Source organism: Methylobacterium sp. AC832 (genome assembly GCF_979256025.1).
Map to the genome: position 1 here is coordinate 880,497 of NZ_CEEDMV010000001.1, position 25,332 is coordinate 905,828.

Annotated in this window: 21 protein-coding genes; 15 read left to right on the forward strand and 6 right to left on the reverse strand. The window is 65.4% G+C overall.

Going from position 1 to position 25,332, the window contains the following annotated elements; translation table 11 throughout:
- Nucleotides 1–81: 81 nt before the first annotated feature.
- A complete protein-coding gene (locus AC0IXR_RS04125) occupies nt 82–1,551 on the forward strand; it encodes an AMP nucleosidase (RefSeq protein ID WP_419951987.1) in 1,470 nt (489 codons plus the stop codon).
- A 37-nt stretch (nt 1,552–1,588) separates the two neighbouring features.
- On the opposite strand, the gene AC0IXR_RS04130 is transcribed toward AC0IXR_RS04125, so the two are convergent.
- Both AC0IXR_RS04130 and AC0IXR_RS04135 read right to left on the reverse strand, forming a co-directional pair.
- Nucleotides 1,589–4,063 carry a PBP1A family penicillin-binding protein gene (locus AC0IXR_RS04130; protein ID WP_471759821.1) on the reverse strand — a complete coding sequence of 825 codons (2,475 nt, stop codon included), beginning with the start codon at nt 4,061–4,063 and terminating at the stop codon, nt 1,589–1,591.
- Nucleotides 4,064–4,223: 160 nt separating this feature from the next.
- On the reverse strand, nt 4,224–5,414 hold the full coding sequence (locus AC0IXR_RS04135) for a transglycosylase SLT domain-containing protein (protein WP_461229432.1): 1,191 nt from the start codon (nt 5,412–5,414) through the stop codon (nt 4,224–4,226).
- A 316-nt stretch (nt 5,415–5,730) separates the two neighbouring features.
- Here AC0IXR_RS04135 and AC0IXR_RS04140 point away from each other — a divergent pair, with 316 nt between their 5' ends.
- The 11 genes from AC0IXR_RS04140 (at nt 5,731) to AC0IXR_RS04190 (ending at nt 17,812) form a co-directional block, all read left to right on the forward strand.
- Complete coding sequence (locus AC0IXR_RS04140; RefSeq protein ID WP_056431348.1) at nt 5,731–6,924, forward strand: inositol-3-phosphate synthase; 1,194 nt, start codon at nt 5,731–5,733, stop codon at nt 6,922–6,924.
- A 23-nt stretch (nt 6,925–6,947) separates the two neighbouring features.
- Complete coding sequence (locus AC0IXR_RS04145) at nt 6,948–7,844, forward strand: hypothetical protein (protein WP_471760235.1); 897 nt, start codon at nt 6,948–6,950, stop codon at nt 7,842–7,844.
- A 31-nt stretch (nt 7,845–7,875) separates the two neighbouring features.
- On the forward strand, nt 7,876–9,060 hold the full coding sequence (locus tag AC0IXR_RS04150; RefSeq protein ID WP_471759822.1) for a class I SAM-dependent methyltransferase: 1,185 nt from the start codon (nt 7,876–7,878) through the stop codon (nt 9,058–9,060).
- Nucleotides 9,060–10,085, forward strand: coding sequence for a Gfo/Idh/MocA family protein (locus AC0IXR_RS04155; protein ID WP_471759823.1), 1,026 nt, complete (start codon nt 9,060–9,062; stop codon nt 10,083–10,085). The genes AC0IXR_RS04150 and AC0IXR_RS04155 overlap by 1 nt, the downstream gene beginning before the upstream one ends.
- A gap of 179 nt (nt 10,086–10,264) precedes the next feature.
- Nucleotides 10,265–11,851: a YcaO-like family protein gene (locus AC0IXR_RS04160; RefSeq protein WP_471759825.1), complete on the forward strand. Its 1,587-nt coding sequence runs from the start codon at nt 10,265–10,267 to the stop codon at nt 11,849–11,851.
- The gene (locus tag AC0IXR_RS04165; protein WP_471759826.1) at nt 11,848–12,693 is read left to right on the forward strand and encodes a sugar phosphate isomerase/epimerase family protein; all 846 of its coding nucleotides are present in this window, start codon (nt 11,848–11,850) and stop codon (nt 12,691–12,693) included. Before AC0IXR_RS04160 ends, AC0IXR_RS04165 begins: the two co-directional genes overlap by 4 nt.
- Nucleotides 12,690–13,913: a glycosyltransferase family 4 protein gene (locus tag AC0IXR_RS04170; protein WP_471759827.1), complete on the forward strand. Its 1,224-nt coding sequence runs from the start codon at nt 12,690–12,692 to the stop codon at nt 13,911–13,913. The genes AC0IXR_RS04165 and AC0IXR_RS04170 overlap by 4 nt, the downstream gene beginning before the upstream one ends.
- A gap of 2 nt (nt 13,914–13,915) precedes the next feature.
- Complete coding sequence (locus AC0IXR_RS04175) at nt 13,916–14,689, forward strand: PIG-L deacetylase family protein (protein ID WP_471759828.1); 774 nt, start codon at nt 13,916–13,918, stop codon at nt 14,687–14,689.
- Nucleotides 14,673–15,329 (forward strand): uracil-DNA glycosylase, encoded by a 657-nt coding sequence (locus AC0IXR_RS04180; RefSeq protein WP_471759829.1) that lies wholly within the window; start codon nt 14,673–14,675, stop codon nt 15,327–15,329. Before AC0IXR_RS04175 ends, AC0IXR_RS04180 begins: the two co-directional genes overlap by 17 nt.
- A 125-nt stretch (nt 15,330–15,454) precedes the next feature.
- Nucleotides 15,455–16,513, forward strand: a complete 1,059-nt coding sequence (locus tag AC0IXR_RS04185) for a lysylphosphatidylglycerol synthase domain-containing protein (protein ID WP_056431322.1) — start codon at nt 15,455–15,457, stop codon at nt 16,511–16,513.
- A 30-nt stretch (nt 16,514–16,543) separates the two neighbouring features.
- On the forward strand, nt 16,544–17,812 hold the full coding sequence (locus tag AC0IXR_RS04190; RefSeq protein ID WP_471759830.1) for an ATP-binding protein: 1,269 nt from the start codon (nt 16,544–16,546) through the stop codon (nt 17,810–17,812).
- Nucleotides 17,813–17,822: 10 nt separating this feature from the next.
- Here the strand turns inward: AC0IXR_RS04190 and AC0IXR_RS04195 are convergent, their stop codons facing one another.
- Nucleotides 17,823–18,053 carry a hypothetical protein gene (locus tag AC0IXR_RS04195; RefSeq protein ID WP_246747866.1) on the reverse strand — a complete coding sequence of 77 codons (231 nt, stop codon included), beginning with the start codon at nt 18,051–18,053 and terminating at the stop codon, nt 17,823–17,825.
- A 132-nt stretch (nt 18,054–18,185) separates the two neighbouring features.
- Between AC0IXR_RS04195 and AC0IXR_RS04200 the strand changes: the two genes are divergently transcribed.
- From AC0IXR_RS04200 to AC0IXR_RS04210, 3 genes are all read left to right on the forward strand, one after another.
- Nucleotides 18,186–20,663 carry a heavy metal translocating P-type ATPase gene (locus tag AC0IXR_RS04200; RefSeq protein ID WP_471759831.1) on the forward strand — a complete coding sequence of 826 codons (2,478 nt, stop codon included), beginning with the start codon at nt 18,186–18,188 and terminating at the stop codon, nt 20,661–20,663.
- Nucleotides 20,660–21,109 (forward strand): Cu(I)-responsive transcriptional regulator, encoded by a 450-nt coding sequence (gene cueR, locus AC0IXR_RS04205; protein ID WP_056431311.1) that lies wholly within the window; start codon nt 20,660–20,662, stop codon nt 21,107–21,109. The genes AC0IXR_RS04200 and cueR overlap by 4 nt, the downstream gene beginning before the upstream one ends.
- A 140-nt stretch (nt 21,110–21,249) precedes the next feature.
- The gene (locus AC0IXR_RS04210; RefSeq protein WP_311275045.1) at nt 21,250–22,419 is read left to right on the forward strand and encodes a M20 aminoacylase family protein; all 1,170 of its coding nucleotides are present in this window, start codon (nt 21,250–21,252) and stop codon (nt 22,417–22,419) included.
- A gap of 64 nt (nt 22,420–22,483) precedes the next feature.
- Here the strand turns inward: AC0IXR_RS04210 and AC0IXR_RS04215 are convergent, their stop codons facing one another.
- From AC0IXR_RS04215 to AC0IXR_RS04225, 3 genes are read right to left on the reverse strand one after another with little or no spacing between them, the layout of a single operon-like run.
- The gene (locus AC0IXR_RS04215; protein WP_056431305.1) at nt 22,484–23,062 is read right to left on the reverse strand and encodes a TadE/TadG family type IV pilus assembly protein; all 579 of its coding nucleotides are present in this window, start codon (nt 23,060–23,062) and stop codon (nt 22,484–22,486) included.
- Entirely contained in the window at nt 23,062–23,646 is a 585-nt protein-coding gene (locus tag AC0IXR_RS04220) for a TadE/TadG family type IV pilus assembly protein (protein WP_311275047.1), read from the reverse strand. Before AC0IXR_RS04220 ends, AC0IXR_RS04215 begins: the two co-directional genes overlap by 1 nt.
- Nucleotides 23,643–25,184 (reverse strand): TadE/TadG family type IV pilus assembly protein, encoded by a 1,542-nt coding sequence (locus AC0IXR_RS04225; RefSeq protein ID WP_419951845.1) that lies wholly within the window; start codon nt 25,182–25,184, stop codon nt 23,643–23,645. Before AC0IXR_RS04225 ends, AC0IXR_RS04220 begins: the two co-directional genes overlap by 4 nt.
- Between the last annotated feature and the right edge of the window lie 148 nt (nt 25,185–25,332).

Here is a 25,332-nt window from a genome sequence, read left to right on the forward strand (position 1 = left end):
CGTCGGCAAATCAATCTACCCAACCACCTACGGGCCGAAGCCTTTCGAGGAGAGAGCGTGACCACCAGCGAATGGCGCCCGATGGAATCCGTGGGCGATGCCGAGACCGCCGTCGATCGCCTCGCCGCCTTGTACGCGGGTGCGATCCAGTCGCTCCAGACCGCCCTAACCCGCTATCTCGACGGGGGCGCCGCGCCGGACCATGCCGAGCGGCTTCAGTTCCGCTATCCCGAACTACGGATCACCTATCACCCGTCCGGGCCGATCCCGCGTTTTTCCCGCGCGACGGCGAAGTTCCAGTCTCCCGGCACCTACGCCACCACGGTGACGCAGCCGGCGCATTTCCGGCCGTATCTGCTGGAGCAGCTGACGCCCCTGGTGCGGGATTACGGTGCCACCCTCGAAGTCGGCCTGAGCGCCCAGGAAATTCCCTATCCCTATGTGCTGGAGCCCGGCGCCAACCTCTCGGGCAGCGGGATCACCCCGCGCGACCTGGCGACCTACTTCCCCGTCCCGCTGCTCTCGGTGGTGGGTGACGAGATCGCGGACGGCCTCTGGGTCGCTCCGGCGGAGGAGCCGAAGCCCCTGGCGCTATTCGACGCGATCCGGGTCGATTATTCCCTGCGCCGTCTCGTCCATTACACCGGCTGCGACTGGCGCGACGTCCAGCCCTGGATTCTGCTGACGAACTACCATCGCTATGTCGACGGCTTCATCCGGCACGGTTTGGAGCAGCTCGCCAGCGGAAAGGATGGCTATGAGCGCATGATCCTGCCGGGCGGAATCACCGTCTCGCGGGCGGAGGCGGCGAGCATCGATCCGGCGGCCCTCATCGCCGCCTCGCCCTGGCACAAGTTCCAGATGCCGGCCTACCACCTCGTGGCGCGCGGCCCCGACGGGTCGATGCAGGGCACGACGCTGGTGAATATTGGCGTCGGCCCCTCCAACGCCAAGACGATCACCGACCATCTGGCGGTCCTGCGTCCGCATTGCTGGCTCATGGTGGGCCATTGCGGCGGGTTGCGGCAGTCGCAGACCATCGGCGATTACGTCCTCGCCCATGGCTACCTGCGCCGGGACCGCATCCTCGACGAGCTCGTGCCGCCGGACGTGCCGGTGCCGGCCCTGGCCGAAGTCCAGCTCGCGCTCCAGGCCGCGGCCGCCAGCGTCACCGGCGAGACCAGCGACGACCTGAAGCGGCGCCTGCGCACGGGCACGGTGGTGACCTACGACGACCGCAACTGGGAGCTCCGCTTCAGCCAGGAGCGGCGGCGGATCAACCTGTCCCGCGCCATCGGCGTCGATATGGAGAGCGGCACCATCGCGGCGCAGGGCTACCGCCTGCGGGTTCCCTACGGCACGCTCCTCTGTGTGTCCGACAAGCCGCTCCACGGCGAGATCAAGCTGCCGGGCGCGGCCAACGCCTTCTACGAGCGGGCAGTGGCCGAGCACCTGCTCATCGGCCTGTCCGCCCTCGATATCCTCCGTGCCGACCGCAACGGCCTGCATTCGCGCAAGCTGAGGAGCTTCGACGAGCCGCCGTTTCGCTGACCGGTCCCAGACGGGAAAAGTCGGCGGATCGTAGGTATCAGCGCTCGCGCCGCCACAGGCCGGCGCGCTCGGAGCGAGCCTGCTCTTCGGCGGCCAGAAGGTCCGATGGGGCATCCTCCGAGGCGCGCGCGCCGCCGGCCGTGAGGATCAACGATGCGAGGTCGTCGCCGTCGATCTGGCAGCGCAGGCCCGCAGGCTGCGCCTCGTCGACCGCGCCGTTGGCCGCCGGCTCGCAGACGACTTCGCGCCGGCGCAGATAGCGGGCGAGCTGGCGTGCCAGGGCACCGCGTTCGCCATCGACGCCGAGGAGGCGCACCGTCCGGCCACGGAACGACAGGGTTCCGGTATCGATCACCTCCGGCACGCCGCGCAACGCTCCGGCGGCGGTGGTTTCCTTGGCGGCGGGGGCCGGCTCGGCGCGGGCGGTGGAGGGGCGCTTGCGCCGCGACGCCATCTGGACGGTGGCACGCTGGGTGAAATCCTTGAAGATCGCCGCCGGCAGGTCGCCGCCGCCGACCTTGTTCATCGAGGTGTTGTCGTCGTTGCCGACCCAGACGCCGACGACGAGGTCCGGCGTCACCCCGACGAACCAGGCATCGCGGTAATCCTGCGTCGTCCCGGTCTTGCCGCCCACCGCGAGGTTGGTGATCCGCGCGGCCCGTCCGGTTCCGCTATCCACCACCGCCTGGAGCGAATCCAGCATCATCGCGCGGCTCTCGCCCGGTAGGGGCGTCGTCGGTTTGGAATCGGGGCGCAGGTAGAGCGGGTCGGGACCGGGGCCGCGAATGGCATGGACGCCGTAGGTGTCGAGGGGCTGGGCGCTCGCCAGCACGCCGGCATAGGCCCGTGTCATCTCCAGCAGGGAGACTTCGGCCGAGCCGAGGGCGAGGCTCGGGACGTTGGGAAGATCGGAGGTAACGCCGAGCTTGCGCGCGGTCTCGATCACCGAGGCCATGCCGATCTCGTCGGCCAGTTGTGCGGCGATGGTGTTGATCGATTGCGCGAAGGCCGTGCGGAGGGGGACCGCCCCACGGAAACGGCCGCTCGCATTCTGCGGCTCCCAATCGCCGATCTGGATCGGCCGGTCCACCAGCACCGTCTCTGGCGACAAGCCCTTCTCATAGGCGGTGAGGTAGACGAACAGCTTGAACAGCGAGCCGGCCTGACGCTTGGCCTGGATCGCCCGGTTGAACTGGCTGTCCTCGTAGTCGCGCCCGCCGACCATGGCGAGGATCGCGCCCTCCTTGTTCAGGACGACCATGGCGCCCTGGCTCGCCTTCTTCTTCGCCCCTTCCGCATCGAGCCGGCGGGCGACGACGCCCTCCGCCAGGCTCTGCAGATCGAGGTTCAGGGTGGTGCGCAGCGTGACGTCGCCGGGCGTGTCCGACAGACGCTTGGCGTCCGCCGACACCATGTCGAGGAAGTAGTTGGTGCCCGGCGGCGTCTCGGGCGGGGTGCGCAGGGTGATCGTCTCGGCACGCGCCTTGTCGGCCTCGGCGGCGGTGATCGCGCCGGTCTCGACCATGGTCTGCAGCACGATGTCGGCGCGCTCCTTGGCGCCGCCGAAATTGCGCGTCGGCGCCAGTTGCGACGGTGCGCGGACGAGGCCCGCCAGCATCGCCGCCTCGGGAAGCGTCAACGCCTTCGCGCCCTTGCCGAAATAGCGCCGCGACGCGGCGTCGATTCCATAGGCGCCGGCCCCGAAATAGGCGGTGTTGAGATAGCCGAGGAGGATGTCCTCCTTCGACATCGTGCTCTCGACGCGCAGGGCCAGGAACGCTTCCTGGATCTTCCGGCGCAGCGTCTTCTCCTGGGTGAGGGAGGTGAGCCGGACATATTGCTGCGTGATGGTGGACGCGCCCTCGCGCACCCCGCCGCTCACGGTGTTGCGCCAGAGCGCCCGCACCAGCCCGCGCGGATCGACTCCCCAATGCGAGTAGAAGCGCCGGTCCTCGATGGCGACCACGGCCTGGGCGAGATGGGCCGGCATGTCGGCCGCGGTCAGCTTCTGGCCCTGAAAGGCGCCGCGCGTCGCGAAGACCCGTCCGTCATCCGCCTCCACCGTGAGGGCGCGCTGGCCGCCTTCCGGCACTACCCCACCGAGCGGCGGCAGGGTCGCGAAACTGTAGAGGACGAGGCAAGCGACGAAGACCAGCGGAAGGGCGAGGGCCGCGAGGCCGGCGGCGAGGTAGGGCCGTTGCCGCAGACGGCCGCGCCAGCCGGATTGTGGCGTGTGCGCCGCCGGTGCGATCCCTGCCGCAGGGAGAGCGCCCGCGCCGCTCGTCCGCGCGGAGGCGGCGGGTGCGGTGAGCCTCGAGCTGAGGGTGCCGAGCGTTCGGCTCGCAGTGCGCCGCGCTGAAAGCAAGCCCCGCGCGAGGCCGCGTAAGGCCGTTACGAGAAGGAAGCCGAGATGCCTGAACAGGACGCGCGCCGCTTGTCCGGCTTCGCGGGCGGCGGTTCGGGCATCCGGCGTTTCGCCGGTCTTCGGCCGTTCCGGTTCTTGATCTGTCATCGGCCGCCGGTGGTCATCCAAGAGCACAGGTCCCGTCGGCTTACCGTCGGCGCTGGCTTGGCGGTTCTAGACCGGAAAGAACCTTGGACGCCATGCCGGAGGCAGCATCGTCACGTCCTTTGGTCCCGTGCCGCCCGAGCGACGAATCTCGGCCGAAGCTCTATTCTCTCGGCAAGGCCTCGGTGACCTGCATCCGCCCGGTCGGGGCCGAAACGCGCAGGCTCGCATCGAGGAGGGCCGAGGCCTGGCTCGGATCGCTGTTCGTCTCCGGTGTGGCGTCCTGGGTGCCGACCAGGGCGGTGACGCCTTCATACTGGTCGAGCCGGCGGTCGATCATGTCGCCGAGGCGCTCGCGAACTTCCGCGACGGTGAGGCTGCGGCGGTGCTTGCCGGCCTTCGCGGTGAAGAGGCTGCGGTTGGCGCGGGCGGCGGCGCGGAAAGCCTGCTTGGCCACGAGGTCCGGGTTGTCGTCGCTCAGCGTCAGGAACTTGCCGGCGCTCGACGTCCCGAGGAAATGGGCGAGATAGAGTTCGGAGGTCTTCAGTTCGCGGCCGATGCGCTGCTCGATACGGGCGCGGTCGCGCTTGATCAGCTCGCCGGCCATCAGGGCCGCCACATAGGGGTCCTGCCGAAGGCGCAGCACGCGGGTGCGGGTGGCTTCGTCCTGAATCGTGATCGCGCTGCCGCGGCCGGTGATGGCGTTGGCCTCGGTCTCATAGCCGTAGCGGGCGCCATAGGTCCGCACCAGTTCGAGCCAGGTGGCGGAGAGGAACTGGAACAGGCCCTCGGCCGAAGAGGTCGAGGCCTTTACGGTGGTCGAGAAGCTCGATTCCTTGTCGGCCAGCGCCATCATGTAGACCGGATCGACCCCGGTCTCGGACGACGCTTTCAGGATCGTCTCGACGATGTCGCGCGGCACATTCATGTCGCCGAACCGAAGCACGTCCCGGCCGTCGCTTTCGCGGCTCTGGGGAAGAGAGGCCAGGTCGTTCTCGATCAGGCTGGCCGTCGCAGGTTCCTGGTCGAGGAGGGGAACCCCATCCCAATCCGTGGGTTTGTCGATCGTGGCCGCCGCGAAATCGTTGGCTACGTAGGCGCGGATGTCGATGCGGTCATGGGCGGTCGCTGCCGGCGCCAGTGCGCTCTGCGGCAGTCCCGAGCCGAGCAGCAGGCCGATCGCGATCTTCGCGACGGTGAGTTTGGCCGATACGGTGGTGCTTGCCTTCTTCCTGCCGTGAAGGGAGCCGGGCTTGAGCCAAGCCACCGTCTCGTCACGATCCAGGGTCTCGTTAGGCACGAGACGGCACGCGTCGTCGGCGCGGTGCGCCGGCTCCGGGAAAAGCCCCATCATTGTTCCTTGTTCGTGCCGCGGCGTTCTAGGACGCGGCTTCGATCAGTTCAGCGAGCGGACATCTCGCTGGGAGCTGTGACCACAATGGGACAGCTCCGTGATTCAAGCGTGGCACGCTTAAGGAACGGTTAAGGCTATGATTTAACGATATTTTAAGTAATCGTTCGGGCGCGGTTCAGCGTGGCCGCGTCAAAAAGGCATTCTGGCCGGGGTTGGAACGAAGGCTCCGTAGCCCAGTTACGATGGTCCCAGAGGGCGATCTCGAAATATCGACGAGACACGCCCCGATGGACCCATTGAAGGAAGCCTTTTTCCAATGAGCATGCAGACCGGTCGCCGCGTCGGCGTTGCCTTCGTCGGTATGGGTGGCGCTGTCGCCACCACCGCCATCGCCGGCATCGAGATGATCAAATCCGGATCGAACCGCCTCGACGGGTTGCCCCTCGCGGGTCTCTCGGTCGCGGGATTGGCCGATTACAAGGATCTCGTCTTCGGCGGCTGGGATCTCAACGACGACGATCTCGCCTCCGCCGCCACCGGGCACGGTGTGCTCACCAAGCAGGATATCGAGAACGGTGCCCAGGTGCTGAAGGGCATCAAGCCCTGGCCGGCTGTCGGCAGCGCCAAGTTCTGCAAGAACATCGAGGGTGCCAACCGCATCGTCGCCGCCGATCACCGCGAGGCGGTCTCCGTCATCGCGAACGACCTTCGTCGTTTTCGGCTGGAGAGCAATCTCGACGAAGTCGTCGTGATCAACCTCGCCTCCACGGAACGCTGGCCCAACCTGGATGCGCCGGCCCTGAACTCCCGCGAAGCTTTCGAGAAGGGTCTCGATTCCAGTGACGAGGCGATCAGCCCGGCAATGCTCTACGCCTATGCGGCGATCCAGAGCGGCGTCCCCTATGCCAACTTCACCCCGAGCGTGGCCGCCGACATCCCGGCTCTGCTCGAACTCGCCCGCGAGAACGGCGTGCCGTTGGCGGGCAAGGACGGCAAGACCGGCCAGACCATGATGAAGACCGTCCTGGCCCCGGCCCTCAAGGCTCGCGCCCTCCACGTGGATGGTTGGTTCTCCACCAACATCCTCGGCAACCGCGACGGTCTCGCCCTGAACGACAAGGATTCGCTCCAGTCGAAGCTCAACACCAAGGGTACGGTGCTGGATTCGATCCTCGGCTATCCGGTCGAGGACCATCTGGTCCACATCCACTATTACCGTCCGCGCGGTGACGACAAGGAAGCCTGGGACAATATCGACGTCACCGGCTTCCTCGGTCAGCGGATGCAGATCAAGGTCAACTTCCTCTGCAAGGATTCCATCCTGGCAGCCCCCCTGGTGATCGAGATCGCTCGCGTGCTCGACCTCGCCAAGAAGCGCGGCGAGAGCGGCCCGCAGGAGCAACTCTCCTCGTTCTTCAAGGCGCCCATGGTCGCCAACGGCCACGGACCCGAGCACGATTTCGGCAAGCAGCAGCACATGCTGCTCGAGTGGCTCGGCGGCCAGCAATGATCACGTCCGATACGGGGGGCGGCATGGCCGCCCCCTTCGCGCTGCGCGAGGTGTTCGTCGAACTCAACGACCTCAAGCGCGTGCATTCCGCCGGCCGTATCGGCTCCATTGCCGAGCGGCTGTTCGCCCAAGGGTGGTCGGCGCTGACGGGCGGCGCCGATCCTGAGACGGTCGCCATCGACATCACCGCCAAGGCGCTCGCGGCCTCCCGCCTCTGCGACCTCGATGCCGCTTTTCTCGCCTCCGCCGGTCTGGCCGAGGCGGAAATCGGCGACGTTCTGACGTCCGGACTCGACGCCGTCACCGCAACGGTCGACCCCGAACTGAAGCGGCGTATGGCCGTCGCGTTGCGCTCGAACGAGGGGTTGCCTGGCGGTCCTTTGCCCGCCTTCGTGGCGGCACTGAGCCACCAGCCGCGCGCCGGCGTGACCTGTCCCGGCAAGCCTCGCATCCTGCTCGAGCCGCCCGAGAACCATGCCGAACATTGCCTGATGGTTGCGGTCTACGGCGTCGTCCTCAGCCCCTTTTACCGGGCTGATCCCACGCTGGTTTTCCTGGCGGCCATGAGCCACCACTTCCACAACGCGGCAATGCCCGACGCCGGCTTCACCGGCGAAATGCTGCTCGGCGACCACCTCGCTCCGATCATGGCGCGGACCACACAATGGGCCCTCGACGAGTTGGACGCCCCCTTGCGCGAGACCATCGAGCGGGCGCGTGCCATCCTGCCCGACGATGCGACAGCCGAGGGCAGGGCCTTTCACGCCGCCGATTGCATCGACCGGGTTCTGCAGATTTCACAGCACCTTAGGGCCGCATCGCTGACCATGGACACCGTGCTGGTGGAGATGGAACTGGTCCATGCCGGTCCGGTGAAGGGCTTCCACGACCGGGTCCTCAGGGACATGCGGATCCCGTGATGGTTCGTCGCCGCATGACGGGACATCACAGATGATCCCGTTCGAACTCCTTTCCCCGGAGACGGGGAACGCGCTCAAAGCCGATACGCCGCATTCCCTCCGCGACGTCGTCACCGGTGAGCGCTGGCCGGTCATCGACGGGATCCCCTATCTGCGAATTGGCCGCTTGGAGCTTCTGGGCGCGACGCTGGACCTGCTCGATCGGGATAAACACGAACTGGCACTGGAGGGTCTGCTCGCCGATCAGGACGATTGGTGGACCGGCCCGCCAGCAGATCCCCTCGATCTTCATGCTCTTGTGCGAGATCGTGACAGGGCGAGCCTGCGGGACGCAGTGCGGTTGCTCGGCTGGGGCAGAGTCGGCGACTATTTTCTGCATCGCTGGACCGATCCGACCTTCCTCGCTGGCTTGACGTTACTCGAAGCGCATTGGAACGACCCCGTCTGCGCCTTCGAATTTGCCTGCGGCATCGGCCATTACCTCCGCGAGATGCAGATGCGCGGCGTCAAGGTAGCCGGGGCCGATGTCGTTTTCGCCAAGCTCTGGGTCGCCCGGCACTGGGTCGTCGGCGAGAGGGCGCAGCTCGTCTGTTTCGATGGTGCGTCACCGCACTGGCCGATCCCCGGCGCCCCCGTAGATCTCGTGGTGTGCAACGACGCTTTCTACTTCCTCGATGACAAGCCCGGCATTCTCGAATGCCTCCGCCACAACGCCGGCGACGATGGTTGGCTCGTTCTCAGCCACATTCACAATGCCGAGCGGCCCGGCTTCTCGGCCGGTCGCGCGGTCTCGGCCGAGGAGATCGAGGACCTGTTTCCCGATGCCCTCGTCTATGATGACGACGAACTCACCCGTGCCCTCGTGGAGAAGCGCGCGCCCTCGCCACAGCGGCCGTCCGACCTTCGCCATGTGGAAGCGTTCTCGGTGGTCGCCGGTGCAGGGATGCGGCCTGCACCCCGCGCCATCCTCGACGGACTGACATGGCCGCATGAAGGGACGTCGCTCCGGTTGAACCCCCTCTATGAGCCCGATCCTTCCGGCGGCTACGTGGTCGCATGGCCCTCGGATCGCTACGAGGCCGAATATGCCCCCAGGGTCACCTATCCACTTCGCTCGGAAGGACCGGAGACCCTCGACTGGGTCGGGGGCGAGCAATCGCCGCACGAGGATCGCGTCCGCCGCCGCGAATTCGTCGACTTGCCGGAGCGCTGGTGATGGGTGATTCCATCGGATGGGGCATCGTCGGCTACGGCTGGGTGGCACGCGATTACATGGCTCCGGGCATCCGCGCGGCGGGTCATCGGCTCGTGGCCGTGTCCGATCCCGGAGAGGCTTCGTGCGCCGCTGCCGAGCGAGAAGGCGCGCGTGCCCATCCTGATTTGGCCGGATTACTGGCCGAGCCGGAGGTCGAGGCCGTCTATGTGGCGACCCCCAATCACCTCCACCGTGAGGCGGTCGAGGCCTTGGCGGCATCGGGCAAGGCCGTGCTGTGCGAGAAACCGATGGCGGCCTCGCTCTCCGATGCCGAGGCCATGGTCGCGGCTGTGCGAAATGGTGGCATCTTCTACGGCACGGCCTTCGACCAGCGCCATCATCCGGCCCACCGGGCCATGCGCACCGCGATCCGCGACGGGCGCATCGGCGCCGTGACCACCATCCGCATCGTCTATGCCTGCTGGCTCGATCGGGCTTGGACCTCGTTCGCCGGCCAGGACAATTGGCGTATCGACCCGCTTAAAGCGGGCGGCGGCGCGCTCATGGATCTGGCTCCTCACGGCATCGATCTCGTCGATTTCCTACTCGATGAGTCGATCGAGGATATCGCCGCTCTGACGCAGGCAAGGGCGCAGGACTACGCTGTCGACGACGGCGCGCTCCTCATCGGCCGCACCGGCTCCGGCATCCTCGCCAACCTGCACGTCGCCTATAATTGCCCGGATGCCCTGCCGCGTCGCCGTCTCGAAGTCATTGGCACCGGTGGCGCGCTCACGGCCGTCGATACGATGGGACAGGTGGCCGGAGGCACACTTTTCATCACCGATGGTGCGAGTGGGCAGACCGAGCCGGTCGCCTTCGATGCCGAGGCCTCGCCCTTTCTCGAACAGGTCCGTGCCTTCGGCTCTGCCCTGCGCCGACCCGCCGAGCGCGACGCATACAGCGCTGAGCGCGACCTCCACACGATGCGGCTGCTGACGCGGGCTTATGCCGGCTGTCGGAGTGCCCGGGTCAACGAGGACTAGATCGGGACGCAACCCTTCTTCCTAACGCGGTCTCATCCTGAAGGTGCTGCCAAGCTGCTTCGAAGGACTTTTCCCAGGATCACCCTCGGCCCTGGGAGCCCTTTCGAAATCGCAGCTTAGCTGGGGCACTGCGGGGTGAGGTCGGCGGTTGGATTACCTGAACCTGAGGGACGATCGACGTGAGCGAACACGACCAGGACGCCAGGGCGCGTGATCCGCGCATCAAGGCCCCCCGTCCCTACACCTACGGCGGGCCACGCATCATCGAGGGTCTGCCTGCGTCTTTGCCCGAGCCGGTGCGTGCCTATCTCGATATTCTTCCGAAGGGGCGCATCGTCGGCTTCCCTCTGGCCCCTCTCGACCGGACGGGTATTCCGGTCTGGTTCGTCTCATTGTTCCTCGACGATCCGTTCTTTATCGGCGCCATGCCGAGCGGCATCGGCTACGGCGCCACCGATGACGAGGCGCTCATCGGCGCGGTCGCGGAGATCGCCGAGAATCTGATGCCGTCGCTCGCGGTGATGCCGCGTAAGAAGGAACGGGGCTCCTACAACGACCTCGCCAAGGTCTTCGGCGCCGCGGCGGTGGCCGACCCGCTCACCCTGTGCCTGCCCGCCGGTTCCCCGGTCGGCCGGGACACGGTTCTGGAATGGACGCCGAGCGTCCGGCCGCGCACCGGCGAAACCGTGCTGATGCCCCTCGACATCGCGGCCACCGATTATTTCGAGCTGTCGGAAGGCTACAAGCCTTTCACCAACCTGATCACGAACGGCCTCGGCGCCGGGCCGGACGTCGATTTCGCCCTGGGCCACGGCCTGCTCGAACTGCTTCAGCGTGACGGCAACGGGCTGCTGTTCCGCGCCCTCGACCAGGGCGTCATGCTCGATCTCGACGGGATCGGTCCCGAGAACAGGGCGATGCTCGACCGTCTCGACGATCTCGGTATCCGCGCGCTGCCGAAATTCGCCACCGACCAGTTCGGTCTCACGAACATCTATGTCGTCGGCTACGACAGGAATCCCGCCGACGCGCCGGTCCCCGTCGCCCTCTCCGCCTGTGGCGAAGCCTGCGACCCGGACCGCGAGCGGGCCCTCCGCAAGGCACTCCTTGAATTCCAGGCGGCCCGCGTTCGTAAGGCCTTCGGGCATGGTCCCCTGAGCTTCGCTGAGCGGGTGACGCCGCCGGGCTACGTCCAGGCTTTCATCCAGAAGGCACTGCCGAGCCTCGATCTGGAAGAGAGCCGTGCCCTGAGGGCAATGCTGGAATGGATCGTCCTGCCGCCTGAGGGCCTGCGCGACGTCCTGAAGGACAGTGTTTATTCCGAGCGAAGCACGAAGGCCTTCACCGATCTGCCGACCGCCCCGGCACGGGATGGCCATGCTCGCGGCCGCATCGCCCGCGAACGTCTCGAAGCGTCGGGTTTCGACGTTCTCTATGTCGATTGCTCGCCGCCGGGTGGTGGCGTCGGCGTGGTCAAGGCGATCGTGCCGGGGCTGGAGGTCGAGACGATGAGCTATCACCGCATCGGCGAGCGCAACACCGCCAAGCTCATCGAGCGGGATCACCCGCTGATTTCATTCGGCGAGCCCAGCGAAACGAGGCTGCCCGTGCGGCTTACGCCCGAAGCGATTGAGCGTCTCGGCGGCCAGCCGCTCTTCGACGTCGCGTTGGCAGACGAAATCGTCGGGCGTCATTACCCGCTCTATCGCGAGCCGGAATCGCACCACGCGCCGTTCCGTCTCGAGCAGCAGGGACGCGCCGCATGAGTCTGCGCTTCGCCTACAACACCAACGGTACGGCCAACCATCGCCTGGACGACGCCATCGATCTCATCGCCGATGCCGGCTATCAGGGCGTGGCGCTCACCCTCGACATCCATCATCTCGATCCGTTCTCGGAGAATTGGATCCAAGAGGCCCAGCGCCTGTCGAGCCGCCTACAAAGGCTCGGCCTCGGGAGCGTCATCGAGACGGGTGCCCGCTTCCTCCTCGACCCCAAGGCCAAGCACGAGCCGACCTTGGTAAGCGGCGACGCTTCCGGACGCGCGAGGCGCATCGGTTTCCTGAAGCGCGCGGTGGACATCGCCGTCATCCTGCATTCCGAAGCGGTTTCGTTCTGGGCCGGCGTGCCCAAACCCGGCATCGATCGTGATGAGGCCCGGCTCTGGCTCGGCGAGGGCATCGCCGAGATCGTCACCTATGCTGCGGAGCAGGGTATCGTCGCCTGCCTGGAGCCCGAGCCGGGCATGCTGATCGAGACCCTCGACGACTTTGCCGACCTGAACATCGAAGGCCTCAGGCTTGCTCTCGATACCGGCCATTGCCTCGTCACGGGCGAGCGCGACCCGGCTCTGGCCGTTGCGGAATTCGCCGACCGCATCGGTACCGTCGCCATCGAGGACATGGCGCGCGGCGAGCATATCCATCTGCCCTTCGGCGAAGGCGACATGGACGTCCCGAGCGTCCTCGACGCCCTCGACGGCATCGGCTTCCAGCGCCTCGTCTGCGTCGAACTCTCCCGCGAGAGCCACCGCGCCGATGTGATGGTGCCGATATCGCTCGATTACCTGCGGACCTGCCGCAACCACAAAGCCGAGGTAAGCGCTTGAGGATCTGCTTCGTCAGCCGCCGTTATTTTCCGGCGATCTCAGGCATGAGCGTCTACGCGCAGAACCTTCTGCGCGAACTCGTGGCCGCCGGCCATGACGTGACGATGGTCAGCCAGTACCGGGGCGACGCGTTCGGCACTCGCGTCTATGGCGGTGGGCCACCGCCATCCGTGCCGGGCGTACGCGTCATCGGCCTCGAACAGGTGGGCGAGCAGACGAACGGCGATTTCGAGCGCGACATCGACACGATGGTCGAGACCATCGTGAAAGAGCATCGCGAACGCCCGTTCGATGTGCTTCACGCGCAATACGGCTACCCGACCGGCTGGGCGACGCTACTCGCGTCGAAGCGGATCGGAATTCCCAACGTCGTCTCGATCCAGGGGGGCGATGGCCACTGGGTCGGCTCCTGTTGCGAGACCCATCGCATCGCCATGTGCGAAGTGCTGGCCCATGCCAACGCCCTCCTCATCGGTGGCCGCTCCTTCGTCGAGGAGGTCTGCGACCGGCTGGGTTCCGACCCGGACCGCTTCACCATCGTGCCGGGCGCCGTGGACACAGCGCGCTTCACGCCCGGTGTCCCCGGGCATGCGGGGCCGGTGCGACTGTTCTATCATGGTCGCGTCGATCGCCGGAAAGGCGTGCTCGACTTCATCGACGCCCTGGGTCTGTTGCGCGCGCGCGGGGTCCCGTTCGAGACGACGATCTCCGGAATCGGGCCGGACGTGGATTCCTCGAAGGCACGCGCCGCTGAATTGAACTTTTCCGAGGCCGAGATCCGCTTCACCGGCTACGCCGATTACGACACGGTACCCGACCTCTACCGCCAGGCGGATGTTTTCGTCTCGCCGACCTATGCGGAGGGTTTCTCCAACACGATCCTCGAGGCCATGGCGGCGGGGCTCGCCGTGGTTTCCACCCATGCGGTGGGCGTGTCCGACTGCCTGCGCGACGGCGAAAACGGCCTCTTGGTACAGCCCGGCGACGTGGCTTCCCTGGCGGATGCGCTTCAGCGCGTCATCGAGGACAAGAACTTGCGCCAGCGGCTTGCAGCGGACGGGCTCGATGAATGCCGCCGCGTCTATTCCTGGACCGCCGTCGGTCGCCAGATCATGGACATCTATGCCGAGGTAGTTGGACAGCGGCCGCATACGACGTTCGATGAGGTTCTGCCGCACGATCCGAACTGCCGCTTCCGCGCAGAACCGCATCTGCTCTGACCATGCCCGTCGCCCTCGCACTCTCGCCTCATCTCGATGACGCCGCCTTCTCCTGTGGCGGCACTCTGGCAACGCTGGCAGATGCTGGCTGGACGATCGTGATGGCGACGATCTTCACGGCCTCCGTCCCCGATCCCAAAGGCTTCGCGCTCGCTTGCCAGACCGACAAGGGTCTAGGTCCGGAGGTCGACTACATGTCGCTTCGGCGGGTCGAGGATCGACGAGCAGCAGAGGCGCTCGGCATCGCTCCTCCTTTGCATGTCCCGTTCCACGAGGCCCCCCATCGCGGTTACGGCGCGCCCGCCGACCTTTTTGCCGCTCCAAGGGATGACGATGACATCGTCGGTGCGCTCGCCGATGCGGTCTCCGCCCTTATCAAAGACGTGTCGCCCGATCTCATATTCGCCCCTCAATCCGTGGGCGGCCATGTCGATCACGTCCAGCTAGTCCGGGCCATTGGTCACGTGGCGGGGGATGCGCCCATCCTGTGGTGGCGGGATTTCCCCTACACGGTGCGTCATACGCAGCCGCAGGAGCCGTTTGGGTCCCGCTTCGCCAAATTGCCCGAGCACGCGGTTCACTATTGTGCGAGCGCGGAAGAGAAGAAGGCGCTCGCCTGCGCTGCCTACGCCACCCAACTCGGATACCAGTTCGGCGGCGTCGAGGGTCTGCTGCGTCGGCTCGCAGATGAGGCACGGTCAGAGCGGTTCCGACTCGCGGGCGTGCTCCCCTTGCAAGCCGCCGTGTTGTTCGAGGATCATGCTACCGTTTCCTGAACCGACCCGGCCCAGGAGCTTGGCCGATCCGGAGCAGCTCGCTATCCGCCGCTCACTGCTGGAGGCTGATCGCTTCATCCCCCTGCGACGCCTGGCGCGGTCGATCGCCATCGAACGATCGGCGGAGGTGCCGGATCCCGATCCGCTCGATGGCGGTACGGAAGCACGGCTCCTCCTTCTCCTCGAAACACCGGGCCCCGGCATCGGCCGTACCGGCTTCGTCTCCCGTGACAACCCCACCGGGACCGCTGCCAACCTGTTCCGCTTCATGGCGGAGGCTGGCATCGCTCGGCGCGAGAGCCTCATCTGGAACGCAGTACCCTGGGTCATCCACGCGCCGGGAGCCGTCAACCGTGCTCCGCGGAAAGCCGAGATTGCGACGGCCACCACCTATCTCGCTCCCCTCATCGAGTTGCTTCCGGCGCTCGAGGTCGTTGTCCTCGCCGGCCGTGTCGCTGGTCTGTCGCGTGAAACGCTCCGGCGCCTGCGGCCGGTAATACCGCTCATCGCCGTCCCGCATCCGAGCCCAACCTACGTCTGCACGTCGCCAGAGGTCGCCCAACGGGTCGCTCTCGGGCTTAGCGAGGCAGCTGCGATCCTGCGGGGGATCTCTTCGTCACCAACTCAAGAGGGCAGATGACTGGCCTTCCGGACACAAAGACCCTAAATGCCGGGTCACGGGCCGCGGTCCGGCAAAAGCTCGGTCCCGTTCCACGCCGCCGTCGAGGTTGGTCGGGAAGGCCGGCGGAGGCGGACGCCGACGACATGAATTTTGCGGGAGAGCATCAGCGGCGCGCCGAATCCGAGGCGGCCAGCGCCTTGGCGACGTCCGAGGCCGAAGATTGCGCGCCGCCCGTGCCCAAGCGCTCCTACAAGAACCGATACGCCTGGCTGGGCACCGCTGCCAGCATCGTCATCTTCGCCGTGTCGCTCGGCGTGCTGTGGAAGCTCTCTCAGCAGGTCACCTGGGCCGAATTGCACGCGGCTTTGACGGCGGCGACCGGGGAACAGCTCGGCCTGGCCTTCCTGTTCGTCGGGGTGAGCTATCTCTTCCTCACCTGCTACGACGCTCTCGCACTCCGCCAACTCAAGATCAAAGTCCCCTACAGGACGACCGCGCTCGCCTCGTTTACCAGCTACGCCGTGAGCTTCACCCTGGGGTTCCCCCTCCTGACAGCGGGGACGATCCGCTATTGGATCTACTCGAAGAAGGGGTTGAGTGCGTCGAAGATCGCAGCGCTCACCGTTATCGCCGGCTTTACGTTCTGGCTTGGCATGGGCGTCGTCCTTGGGCTCAGTCTCGTCGCCGAGGCCGGGCAATTAGCGGCGCTGACCTTTACCAGCATACGCCTCAACCAGGGCGTTGGCTTCGCGGCCCTGCTCATGGTGTTCGGCTATCTCGGCTGGGTCTCGCTCAAGCGCCGCCACGTGAGGGTGAAAGGCTGGTCCCTGGAGCTTCCCGGCGCGACGGTGTCCATGAGCCAGATGGTGGTGGGCATCGGCGATGTCTGCGCGGCAGCGGCCACGCTCTACGTCCTGCTTCCGGCGGGTTCGACCATCGGTTTCACGACTTTCGTCGGCGTCTACGTGCTAGCGGCCATGCTCGGTATCGCCTCGAACGCGCCGGGCGGGCTCGGCGTGTTCGAGGCCACGATCCTCCTCGCCCTGTCGAGCCTGCCACGGGATCAGGTCCTCGGCTCGCTGCTGCTGTTCCGGGTTTGCTACTACCTCGTTCCCTTCGTCGTCGCCCTGGCGATGCTCGGATTCTACGAGATCGTCCGGCGTATGCGCGAATCGTCTCCTTCAGCGTCCGACGAGTCCTGAGCAATGTCTCCAATCCTGGAACGCTAAGCGATGGCCCGGGGCGCGCGAAGATCGGCCTGGATCGGCGCAGGGATCGCCGTCGCGATCACGACCTCGGCCACGTCCCTCAAAGGTGATCTCGATGTCATTACCATCGCCTTTGGGGCGGCTGCCATCGCCGCCGGTGGCCTTGCCGGCAGTCTGAGCCGGCCCCGAACAGTCGCTCTCCCGGAGAGAACCGCTCGCCAGCGGCATTCCATCGCCGAAGCCCTGCTGGCGAACATCCCCGATCCGGTGATCCTCGTGGATCGGCGTAGCGTGGTTATCGAAGTCAATCCGGCTGCACGTACGCTTCTGCCGGCATTGAAGGTCAAGCACCCGCTTTCCTTTGCCTTGAGAGCCCCAGACGTACTGGACGGGATCGAAGAGGTGCTCCGCACGGGCGCCCCGCTGAAGACGCTCTACACGACGCGTGTGCCGACGGAACGGGCCTTCGAGGTTCAGATCGGCGCGCTGCCCATGCCGGACGGGCCGGGGGGCGGACAGCCCAACGTGGTCCTGTTCCTTCGCGATCTCACAGCGGCGCGTCGCCTCGAGGCGATGCGGGTCGATTTCGTCGCCAATGCCAGCCACGAGCTTCGCACGCCGCTCGCCTCACTTCTGGGTTTCATCGAGACCCTGCAGGGGCCGGCTAAAGGCGATGCACCCGCAAGGGAGAAATTCCTGGGCATCATGAAGACCCAGGCACAGCGCATGGCGCGCCTCGTCGATGACCTGCTTTCGCTCTCTCGTATCGAGCTGCGCGAGCACGTTCCGCCGACACAGATCGTCGATCTCGGTCAGATCGCGCGGCAGATGGTGGATATGCAGGGGCCGCTGGCGCGCGAGCGCGGCGTGACCATCATCCTCGACGCACCGGACGCTGCCTATCCGGTTCTAGGAGAACGCGACGAACTCACTCGCGTGGTCGAGAATCTTGTAGAGAATGCGGTCAAGTACGGCGGCGGCAACGTGGTGGTCGGCCTCGAACGGACCTTGCGCTCGGCATTCGGAAAACCACTGATCGCACTGAGCGTGAAAGACGACGGACCCGGCATCGCGCCCGAGCATATTCCCCGCCTGACCGAACGGTTCTACCGGGTCGATGTCGCATCGAGCCGCCAGAAGGGCGGGACGGGCCTCGGCCTCGCCATCGTCAAGCATATCGTCAATCGCCACAGCGGCAGGCTCGTCATCGAGAGCGAACTCGACCGGGGCACGACCGTCCGTGCCCTGCTCCCGGAACAGCCATCGACCGGAGGAGCGTCGACGACCGGATGATCCGGGTCGGTCAGTTCCGGCTGGTGCCGAGGCGCCTATATTGCGCCTCGATGATGGCCTTCAGCACAGGCAGGAAAGGGGAGGGGCTCAAGCGCTGGTCGACGGCACGGTCGAGCATGCTGAGAGCGGCCACCTGCTTCGCCGGGCCGGGAAACGTCGCGAGATAGGTCTCGATACAGGCATTCGCCTCTGCCTCACCCGCCGGGATGTCGGAGGTGATCAGCGCGCTCAGGGTTCGCATGCAGGTGTCGAGAGGCTGTATCATCGCCTCCCTATGACAAGGAAACGCCCCGGACGCCATGCACACGCGACGTGATGAGCCATGCGTCGCAGCCTTGACCTTCCCACGATGGGAAGCCCCACATAGTCGTGCATGGATAACGTGATCGCTCCCCCGAAGCAGCGTCCCGGCATGGGACGTCGTCTCACTCTTCCCGTTACCGGCATGAGCTGCGCGTCCTGCGTCGGCCGCGTCGAGCGGGTGCTCGCCGCACTTCCCGGCGTATCGGACGTCTCTGTCAATCTCACCACCGGACGGGCCAGCCTCATCCTCCACGGCGACCCTGCCCATGCCGTGGCTGCCATCGGAAAGGCCGGTTACGAGGTGCCGGAGGCGGTGACGGAGTTGTCTGTCCGTGGCTTGTCCTGCGCCTCATGCGTCGGTCGCGTGGAGCGCGCGCTTCACGCCGTCGCCGGTGTGACGATGGCCAACGTGAACCTCGCCACCGGGCGGGCGACTGTGCGCCATGCTGACGGCGTCGTTACGATCGCGGATCTCGTCGAAGCGGTTAACGCTGCCGGTTACGACGCGTCGGGCGTCGAGAACGGGGGAGGGGATGCGCAGGCGAACCGGCATGAGCGCGAGACCACCGGCCTTCGGCGGGATCTCATCCTCTCAGCCATGCTGTCGGCGCCCATCGTCATCCTCGACATGGGAGGACATCTGCTCCCTGGCTTCGGCGACGCGATCCATGCCCATTTCGGAGATGCAGCCGGAATGGTGCAGGCCGTTCTGGCGACGCTCGTCCTGGCGTGGCCGGGGCGGCGCTTTTTCCGTCGAGGGATTCCCGCTCTATTGAACGGCCATCCCGATATGAACGCCCTCGTCGCTCTCGGGTCGGGAGCGGCCTATGTCTACTCCCTGGTTTCGGTCCTCGCTCCCCAGATTCTGCCGCCGGGAACGGCGCATCTGTACTTCGAGGCCTCCGTTCTCATCGTCACCCTGATTCTCCTCGGCCGCGTCCTTGAGGCCCGCGCAAAGGGGCGCACGGGGGCGGCGATCGCACGCCTGGTCGCCCTGGCGCCTTCCACGGCCCGAATCGTGCGGGACGGTCGTGAGGACGAGATTCCCCTGGCTGACTTGCGGCTCGGGGATATCGTTCGAGTCCGCCCGGGGGAACGTGTGGCTGCCGATGGAGTCGTTGTAGCGGGTAGGAGCTTCGTCGATGAGAGCATGATCACCGGCGAGCCGGTGCCCGTGGCGAAGGGCGAGGGTGGCCGCATGGTTGGCGGTACGCTGAACACCAATGGCAGCCTCGATCTGCGCGTCGATACGATCGGCGCGCGGACCGTGCTGGCGCAGATCGTGGCGATGGTCCAGGCGGCGCAGGGCAGCAAGCTTCCGATCCAGGCGCTCGTCGACCGGGTGACGGGTTGGTTCGCCCCGGCGGTTCTCGGCGCTGCGTTGGTGACGTTCCTGGCGTGGCTGGCATTCGGACCGAGCCCCGCCCTCGGCTTCGCCCTCGTGAACGCCATCGCCGTTCTGATCATTGCCTGCCCCTGCGCCATGGGGTTGGCGACGCCGACCTCGATCATGGTCGGCACGGGGCGTGCGGCAGAACTGGGCGTGCTGTTCCGCAACGGTGCCGCCTTGCAGGCTCTCCGCGACGCCAAGGTCGTCGCCTTCGACAAGACCGGGACGCTCACCGAGGGTAAGCCCGCACTCACCGACTTCGTGGTGGCTCCGGGCTTCGAGGCGGATATAGTGCTGGGACTTGTAGCATCCGTCGAATCCCGCTCGGAGCATCCGGTCGCGCGCAGCATCGTCGATGCGGCTCTGAAGCGGGGCCTGACTCTTATTCCCCCAGATCGATTCGAGGCTTTACCCGGCCACGGTGTCGAGGGGAGCGTCGACGGGCGGAAAGTCATCGTCGGTGCGCGACGCCATATGGACAAGCTGGGCATCTCCGTGGCCGATCTGGCGGAAGCTGCATCCCGGCTGGAGGGTACGGGGAAAAGCCCCCTCTACGTCGCTGTCGAGGGACGGATCGCCGCCCTCGTCGCCGTATCCGACCCTATCAAGGCAGGTGCAGCCGAGGCCGTCTCGGCGCTCAAGGCACAAGGTCTGGTCGTCGCCATGGTGACGGGTGATGCGCGGGGAGCTGCCAGCGGCGTCGCGGCAAGGCTTGGGATCACCGAGGTCGCCGCCGAAGTGCTCCCCGGCGGTAAGGTCGAGGCCGTGCAAGCCTTGCGGGCCCGGTTCGGACCTGTGGCTTTCGTGGGGGATGGTATCAACGATGCGCCAGCCCTCGCCGAAGCCGAGATCGGCATTGCCATCGGGACCGGTACCGACATTGCCGTGGAGAGCGCCGACGTGGTGCTGATGGCGGGTGCTCTATCCGGCATCGTCTCCGCCATTGCGCTCTCGCGTGCAGTGATGCGCAACCTCGCGCAGAACCTGTTCTGGGCTTTCGCCTACAATGTGGCCCTGATCCCGGTTGCGGCGGGCCTGCTTTACGTTTTCGGCGGACCCCTGCTGTCGCCGGTTCTGGCCGCGGGCGCCATGGCACTGTCGAGCGTATTCGTCCTCGCCAACGCCCTTCGCCTCCGGCATGCCGGAGATCGGGGATGAGCGGTTCCGTCACCATCGGCGAGGCGGCGAAGGCCACGGGCGTCTCGGCCAAGATGATCCGGTATTATGAGGAGACCGGCCTCCTGCCACCGGCAGACAGGACGGCCTCCGGTTACCGGCTCTATGCCGAGAACGACTTGCACACCTTGCGCTTTGTGCGCCGATCCCGTGATCTCGGCTTTTCCGTTGAGGATATCGCCGGCCTCCTCGCCCTTTGGCAGGATCGCGGACGTGCCAGCGCCCAGGTGAAGGCCCTGGCCGTGCAGCATCTGACGGATCTGCGTCGCCGCATCGGCGAGTTGGAGGCGATGGCTCGCACCCTGACGTCGCTTGCGGATCATTGCAGCGGTGATTCCCGGCCGGATTGCCCCATTCTCGATGACCTCGCCGCAGAGCATTCGCAACAGTCACGACGCCCTCGCCGGACGAAGCCGCTCTCCCGCTAGCCCCTGGCGCCACGTTCTGCACATGATCCGTCGGCCGTAGCCTTTTAAATCGATCTAAATGGCCTCGCCTTTGCTGGGATGCGCTATGGTCGGGAGGCTCTGCCCGAGACGAGCCAAGACGCGCGAAGAGACGTGACACCATGCCCATCGTCGACCGGATCGCAGCTCTGGCGGATGAGATCACCGCATGGCGGCACGACCTCCACGCCCATCCGGAGCTGCAATACGACGTCCATCGCACTGCCGGCTTCGTCGCCGACAAGCTGCGGGATTTCGGCTGCGACGAGATTGCCACCGGCATCGGCCGCACCGGGGTCGTCGGCCTCATCCGGGGCCGGTCGCACGGTTCGAACCGCGCCATCGGCCTGCGCGCGGACATGGACGCGCTGCCGATCCAGGAGGTGCGGGATCTGACCTATCGTTCCACCGCGCCGGGGCGTATGCATGCCTGTGGCCACGATGGCCATACCGCGATGCTTCTCGGCGCCGCCAAGTACCTCGCCGAGACCCGTGATTTCGACGGGACCGCAGTGATGATCTTCCAGCCCGCGGAAGAGGGCGGCGGCGGCGGCGAAGCTATGGTCCGAGACGGAATGATGGAGCGTTTCGGCGTCGAGACCGTCTATGGCCTGCATAATATTCCGGGCCTGGAACTCGGGCGTTTCGCGATCCGTCCCGGCCCGATCATGGCGTCCACCGACCGCTTCACCATCACGATCGAAGGGCGCGGCGGCCATGCCGCGCAACCGCATCTCGCCATCGACAGCGTTCTCGTGGCGAGCCATGTCGTGATCGCACTGCAATCGGTGGTCGCGCGTAGCATCAACCCGCTGGAAAGTGGCGTGGTGTCGGTCTGTGCCCTCGAAGCTGGCGATGCGTTCAACGTACTGCCCCAGCAGGTGACCATGCGGGGCACCATGCGCGCGCTTTCGAAGACGGTGCGCGCCACCATGCAGGAGCGCATCGGCGCCATCGTGACGAACACCGCCGCCGCCTACGGTGCCACCGCCCGCGTCGATTACAGCGGCGGATATCCGGTGACCGAGAACCACCCGGCCGAAGCGGATTTCATCGCCGACGTGGCGGCGGGCATCGTAGGCGAGGAACGAGTGGAGCGTGATGTCGCGCCGATGATGGCGGCGGAGGATTTCTCCTACATGCTGGCTCACCGGCCCGGCGCCTATATCTTCATGGGCAATGGTGACAGCGCAGGCCTCCACCATCCGCATTATGATTTCAATGATGCCGCCATTCCGTACGGCGCCTCGCTCTGGGCTCGGGTAATAGAGACGGCGCTGCCGGCTCGCTGATCGTCGTCCTGATCGTCTCGGAGACAGCAAGCCGTCGCAGCCGCCACGGACTGCGATTGATCTGTCACGTTGCGGGGCAGGGCACGCCACCGGGGAGTATGATCTCCTTCCCGTTGGTGGCGCGAATTGGCCAAGTCACTTCTTTCTCGAACGAGAAGGATGTCAACGCCGGAAAGACAGGAAAGACAGGCTTATAGGAGATCGTCATCTTTGCGATGACATAGCGAGCCCGCTTCATAGCTTCCGATGGGGGTGGCGCACCAAGGATCGTGGAAGCTGCATATTTCGGGGCGTTGACCGCCGTGCTCGAGCAGACCTTGGCTATGAGGGATCCGTCGTTCTGCTGGTAGACGCCTGCCGCCGTGAGGACGATCTTTGCTCCGCTGGCGTCGTAGGGCGCCATGATGTTGCGGCCAAGTTTATAGACGCCCTCTATCTCCGTCGTGGTCAATGTCGTTCGGGAGATCAGATCCGCCATGGAACGCGCGGCGCGATTGGCATGCTGTCCTGTCGTGTAAGCACGCGGCAACTCGATCGAACCCATGAAAAGCAGAATCATCACGGGGGCGATGAGGGCGAATTCCATGGCGGAAACGCCCGACTGGTCGGTGATCATCCGTCGACACTGAATGATCGCCCGCATCAATTCGCCTGACATTTTCCCTGCGCGTATGGCTCCGCGCGAAAGACCACCATCGAACGGATCATTTGCTCGTTGTTGGGGAGAGGCGGCAGCATCAGCTTCGACGTTGGAAAATAGCGAGGTATCGCCGCGATCGCGCAGATCGTCACGATGTCGTCTCCGTTGGGACACTCGAACTTCTTTCCGAAGCCCGTCGCTATCGACTGGCTCACATTATCGTAGGGCGAGCAGGTCACGAGAGTGTTGCTGCTCTCCGTAGCAGTGACCTCGATCTTGATCTTGTCCGTGCTGCAGTCGAACAGCGTGGCACCTCTACACATTTCCTGAATGAGCCGGATCGCTGGACTACTACTGTTGGATCCTTGCTGAAACGTGCCGGTGAAGACGGCCCGCGCCGCCCGATCGAGGGCGTTGTCGAACGAGATCTGGGCGACCATCAACATGGCGCCTTCGATCAACGCACCGAGCAGCATGAAGAACGGAACACCGACGATCCCGAACTCGACCGCCGTTACGCCGCGACGATTGCCTGGAAAATCACGGAATGAGCGCGAAAGCAGGCGGGACGGCCAGCGGATCCTCATCGCGAAATCCGCATCTCGCTCATCTGCGACCCAATAGCCCTGAAGGCGTCGGTCAGCGTCGCGGAATTCTGGACATCGTAGAACTTGTCGGTGCCGCTCGCACAGTTGCGGAGGATGTCGCTGGCCCCTTCAGTGACCTCGACGCGGACCGTAAAGATGGTGATGCCCGCATTCTTTATGTTCGTGCAAAGGGTTGAGAGCCGTGCATTCATGGCCGCCGTCCGGGTCGCGGTCGTGTTGGCATTGGTCCACATACGATTCTGCCAGCTGAAGCCGAGGCCAGAATAGATCGATGCATTCGCGGACGAGCTGACAGAGGAGGCGTTCTGTCCGTCCGTCATCAGGATCACGAACTTCCGAGTGTTCTTTTCGTCATACGGCACACCCTCCGCGAAGGGGCCGTTCGGCGACAGCAGATGCCATCCCCAGACCAGACCCATAGCGATGTTCGTATCGCCGACGATGGTCATCGCGTTGATTGCGTTGGTAAGCGTAGATTGTGACGTGGTGAGACGCGTGATGGGCTGGAGCTCGCATCCGGAATTAGGCCCGTAGCGATAGGGGACGGTGTCGCTGATCCGGCCCTTTTGTAAGATGGGATTCCTGGAATATTTTGTGATCTGGCCCTGCCGCGTCCGATGGTCGGCCACTGTCGATGTCGTGGTGTAGTCGCTCATGTAATCGTTGACGGCGTTCCGGTCCTTATCGGATTCGTCGGGTGCGAAGAAGGGCACGAACAGGGTATTGGGATTGGCGATCGACGGCGGTGTATCTTGAACGTCGTAGGGCGCTGGCCTGCTCTCGACGCACCCGCCCCAAGCGACCCCCATTTGGCGGAAAAGGGTCAGGCGGTTCGCCGAGGAGACAAAGATATCCGAGTGATAGGAGGCCTTCGCATCCTTATCGAGCCATGACTGGGTTGCATTCGATGGACCGACATTCACGGTCATCGAGAACGGGACGATTCCGATTTTCAGGGCGTTGGGCTTAGCGGGATCGGCCTCTCTGAACAGACTCGTGACAAGGTCGTTAGCGGCTGCCTTCAAGTTGGTGATCTTCGAACCGCTCATCGATCCGGTATTGTCGAGAACGAGGGCGATCTCGAGATTGCCCGATCCGCGTATACCTGCTGCCGTGACTGAGACAGGGAAGGAATTATAGCCCGCGATCCTGGTCATGCTGGTCGGGCTCTTGGCGATGACCGAAACGGTGATCGTATTCTCCACCCGTGCAACAGTGATCTTCGTGTCGGCGTCCACCAACCTGGGCGCGGCAGCCCTGATCTGGTTCTCGGCCCTGGTCTGAAGCTCGGCAGTTGTCGTGGCCACTGGGAGCTTGAGCAGCGAGATAACTGTTGAATCGGCGGCATCCTGAAGACCCTGTTGGGCCATCGAATTCACGCCGTAATCGATCACCAATCCCGACAGCATCAGCAGGGGAACAGCGAGCAGGCCGAAGAAAATGGCGATCGCACCGTCGGTATCCCGGCGGAAGCGCGTCAGCAGGATCGTTGCAGAATGTTCGCTTCGGCTCGTCATAGAGCCACGCGTAGAACGAACTTTCTAATGGAAAAGTAAATCTCTCCCGCCAACGGCTGTCGGCGGGAGATAAGAAGATGTGAGCGTAAACAACTCGTAAGTTAAACCGAAGAACTTGAGCCTGTCGATACAATCGGCACTCGATAAG

Bases quoted from the DNA above. Each gene is read 5' to 3' on its own strand.
- AC0IXR_RS04125 (WP_419951987.1), top strand. From the start codon at position 82: ATGGAATCCGTGGGCGATGCCGAGACCGCCGTCGATCGCCTCGCCGCC.
- AC0IXR_RS04130 (WP_471759821.1), bottom strand. From the start codon at position 4,063: ATGACAGATCAAGAACCGGAACGGCCGAAGACCGGCGAAACGCCGGAT.
- AC0IXR_RS04135 (WP_461229432.1), bottom strand. From the start codon at position 5,414: ATGATGGGGCTTTTCCCGGAGCCGGCGCACCGCGCCGACGACGCGTGC.
- AC0IXR_RS04140 (WP_056431348.1), top strand. From the start codon at position 5,731: ATGAGCATGCAGACCGGTCGCCGCGTCGGCGTTGCCTTCGTCGGTATG.
- AC0IXR_RS04145 (WP_471760235.1), top strand. From the start codon at position 6,948: ATGGCCGCCCCCTTCGCGCTGCGCGAGGTGTTCGTCGAACTCAACGAC.
- AC0IXR_RS04150 (WP_471759822.1), top strand. From the start codon at position 7,876: ATGATCCCGTTCGAACTCCTTTCCCCGGAGACGGGGAACGCGCTCAAA.
- AC0IXR_RS04155 (WP_471759823.1), top strand. From the start codon at position 9,060: ATGGGTGATTCCATCGGATGGGGCATCGTCGGCTACGGCTGGGTGGCA.
- AC0IXR_RS04165 (WP_471759826.1), top strand. From the start codon at position 11,848: ATGAGTCTGCGCTTCGCCTACAACACCAACGGTACGGCCAACCATCGC.
- AC0IXR_RS04175 (WP_471759828.1), top strand. From the start codon at position 13,916: ATGCCCGTCGCCCTCGCACTCTCGCCTCATCTCGATGACGCCGCCTTC.
- AC0IXR_RS04180 (WP_471759829.1), top strand. From the start codon at position 14,673: ATGCTACCGTTTCCTGAACCGACCCGGCCCAGGAGCTTGGCCGATCCG.
- AC0IXR_RS04185 (WP_056431322.1), top strand. From the start codon at position 15,455: ATGAATTTTGCGGGAGAGCATCAGCGGCGCGCCGAATCCGAGGCGGCC.
- AC0IXR_RS04190 (WP_471759830.1), top strand. From the start codon at position 16,544: ATGGCCCGGGGCGCGCGAAGATCGGCCTGGATCGGCGCAGGGATCGCC.
- AC0IXR_RS04195 (WP_246747866.1), bottom strand. From the start codon at position 18,053: ATGCGAACCCTGAGCGCGCTGATCACCTCCGACATCCCGGCGGGTGAG.
- AC0IXR_RS04200 (WP_471759831.1), top strand. From the start codon at position 18,186: ATGGATAACGTGATCGCTCCCCCGAAGCAGCGTCCCGGCATGGGACGT.
- cueR (WP_056431311.1), top strand. From the start codon at position 20,660: ATGAGCGGTTCCGTCACCATCGGCGAGGCGGCGAAGGCCACGGGCGTC.
- AC0IXR_RS04210 (WP_311275045.1), top strand. From the start codon at position 21,250: ATGCCCATCGTCGACCGGATCGCAGCTCTGGCGGATGAGATCACCGCA.
- AC0IXR_RS04215 (WP_056431305.1), bottom strand. From the start codon at position 23,062: ATGCGGGCGATCATTCAGTGTCGACGGATGATCACCGACCAGTCGGGC.
- AC0IXR_RS04220 (WP_311275047.1), bottom strand. From the start codon at position 23,646: ATGAGGATCCGCTGGCCGTCCCGCCTGCTTTCGCGCTCATTCCGTGAT.
- AC0IXR_RS04225 (WP_419951845.1), bottom strand. From the start codon at position 25,184: ATGACGAGCCGAAGCGAACATTCTGCAACGATCCTGCTGACGCGCTTC.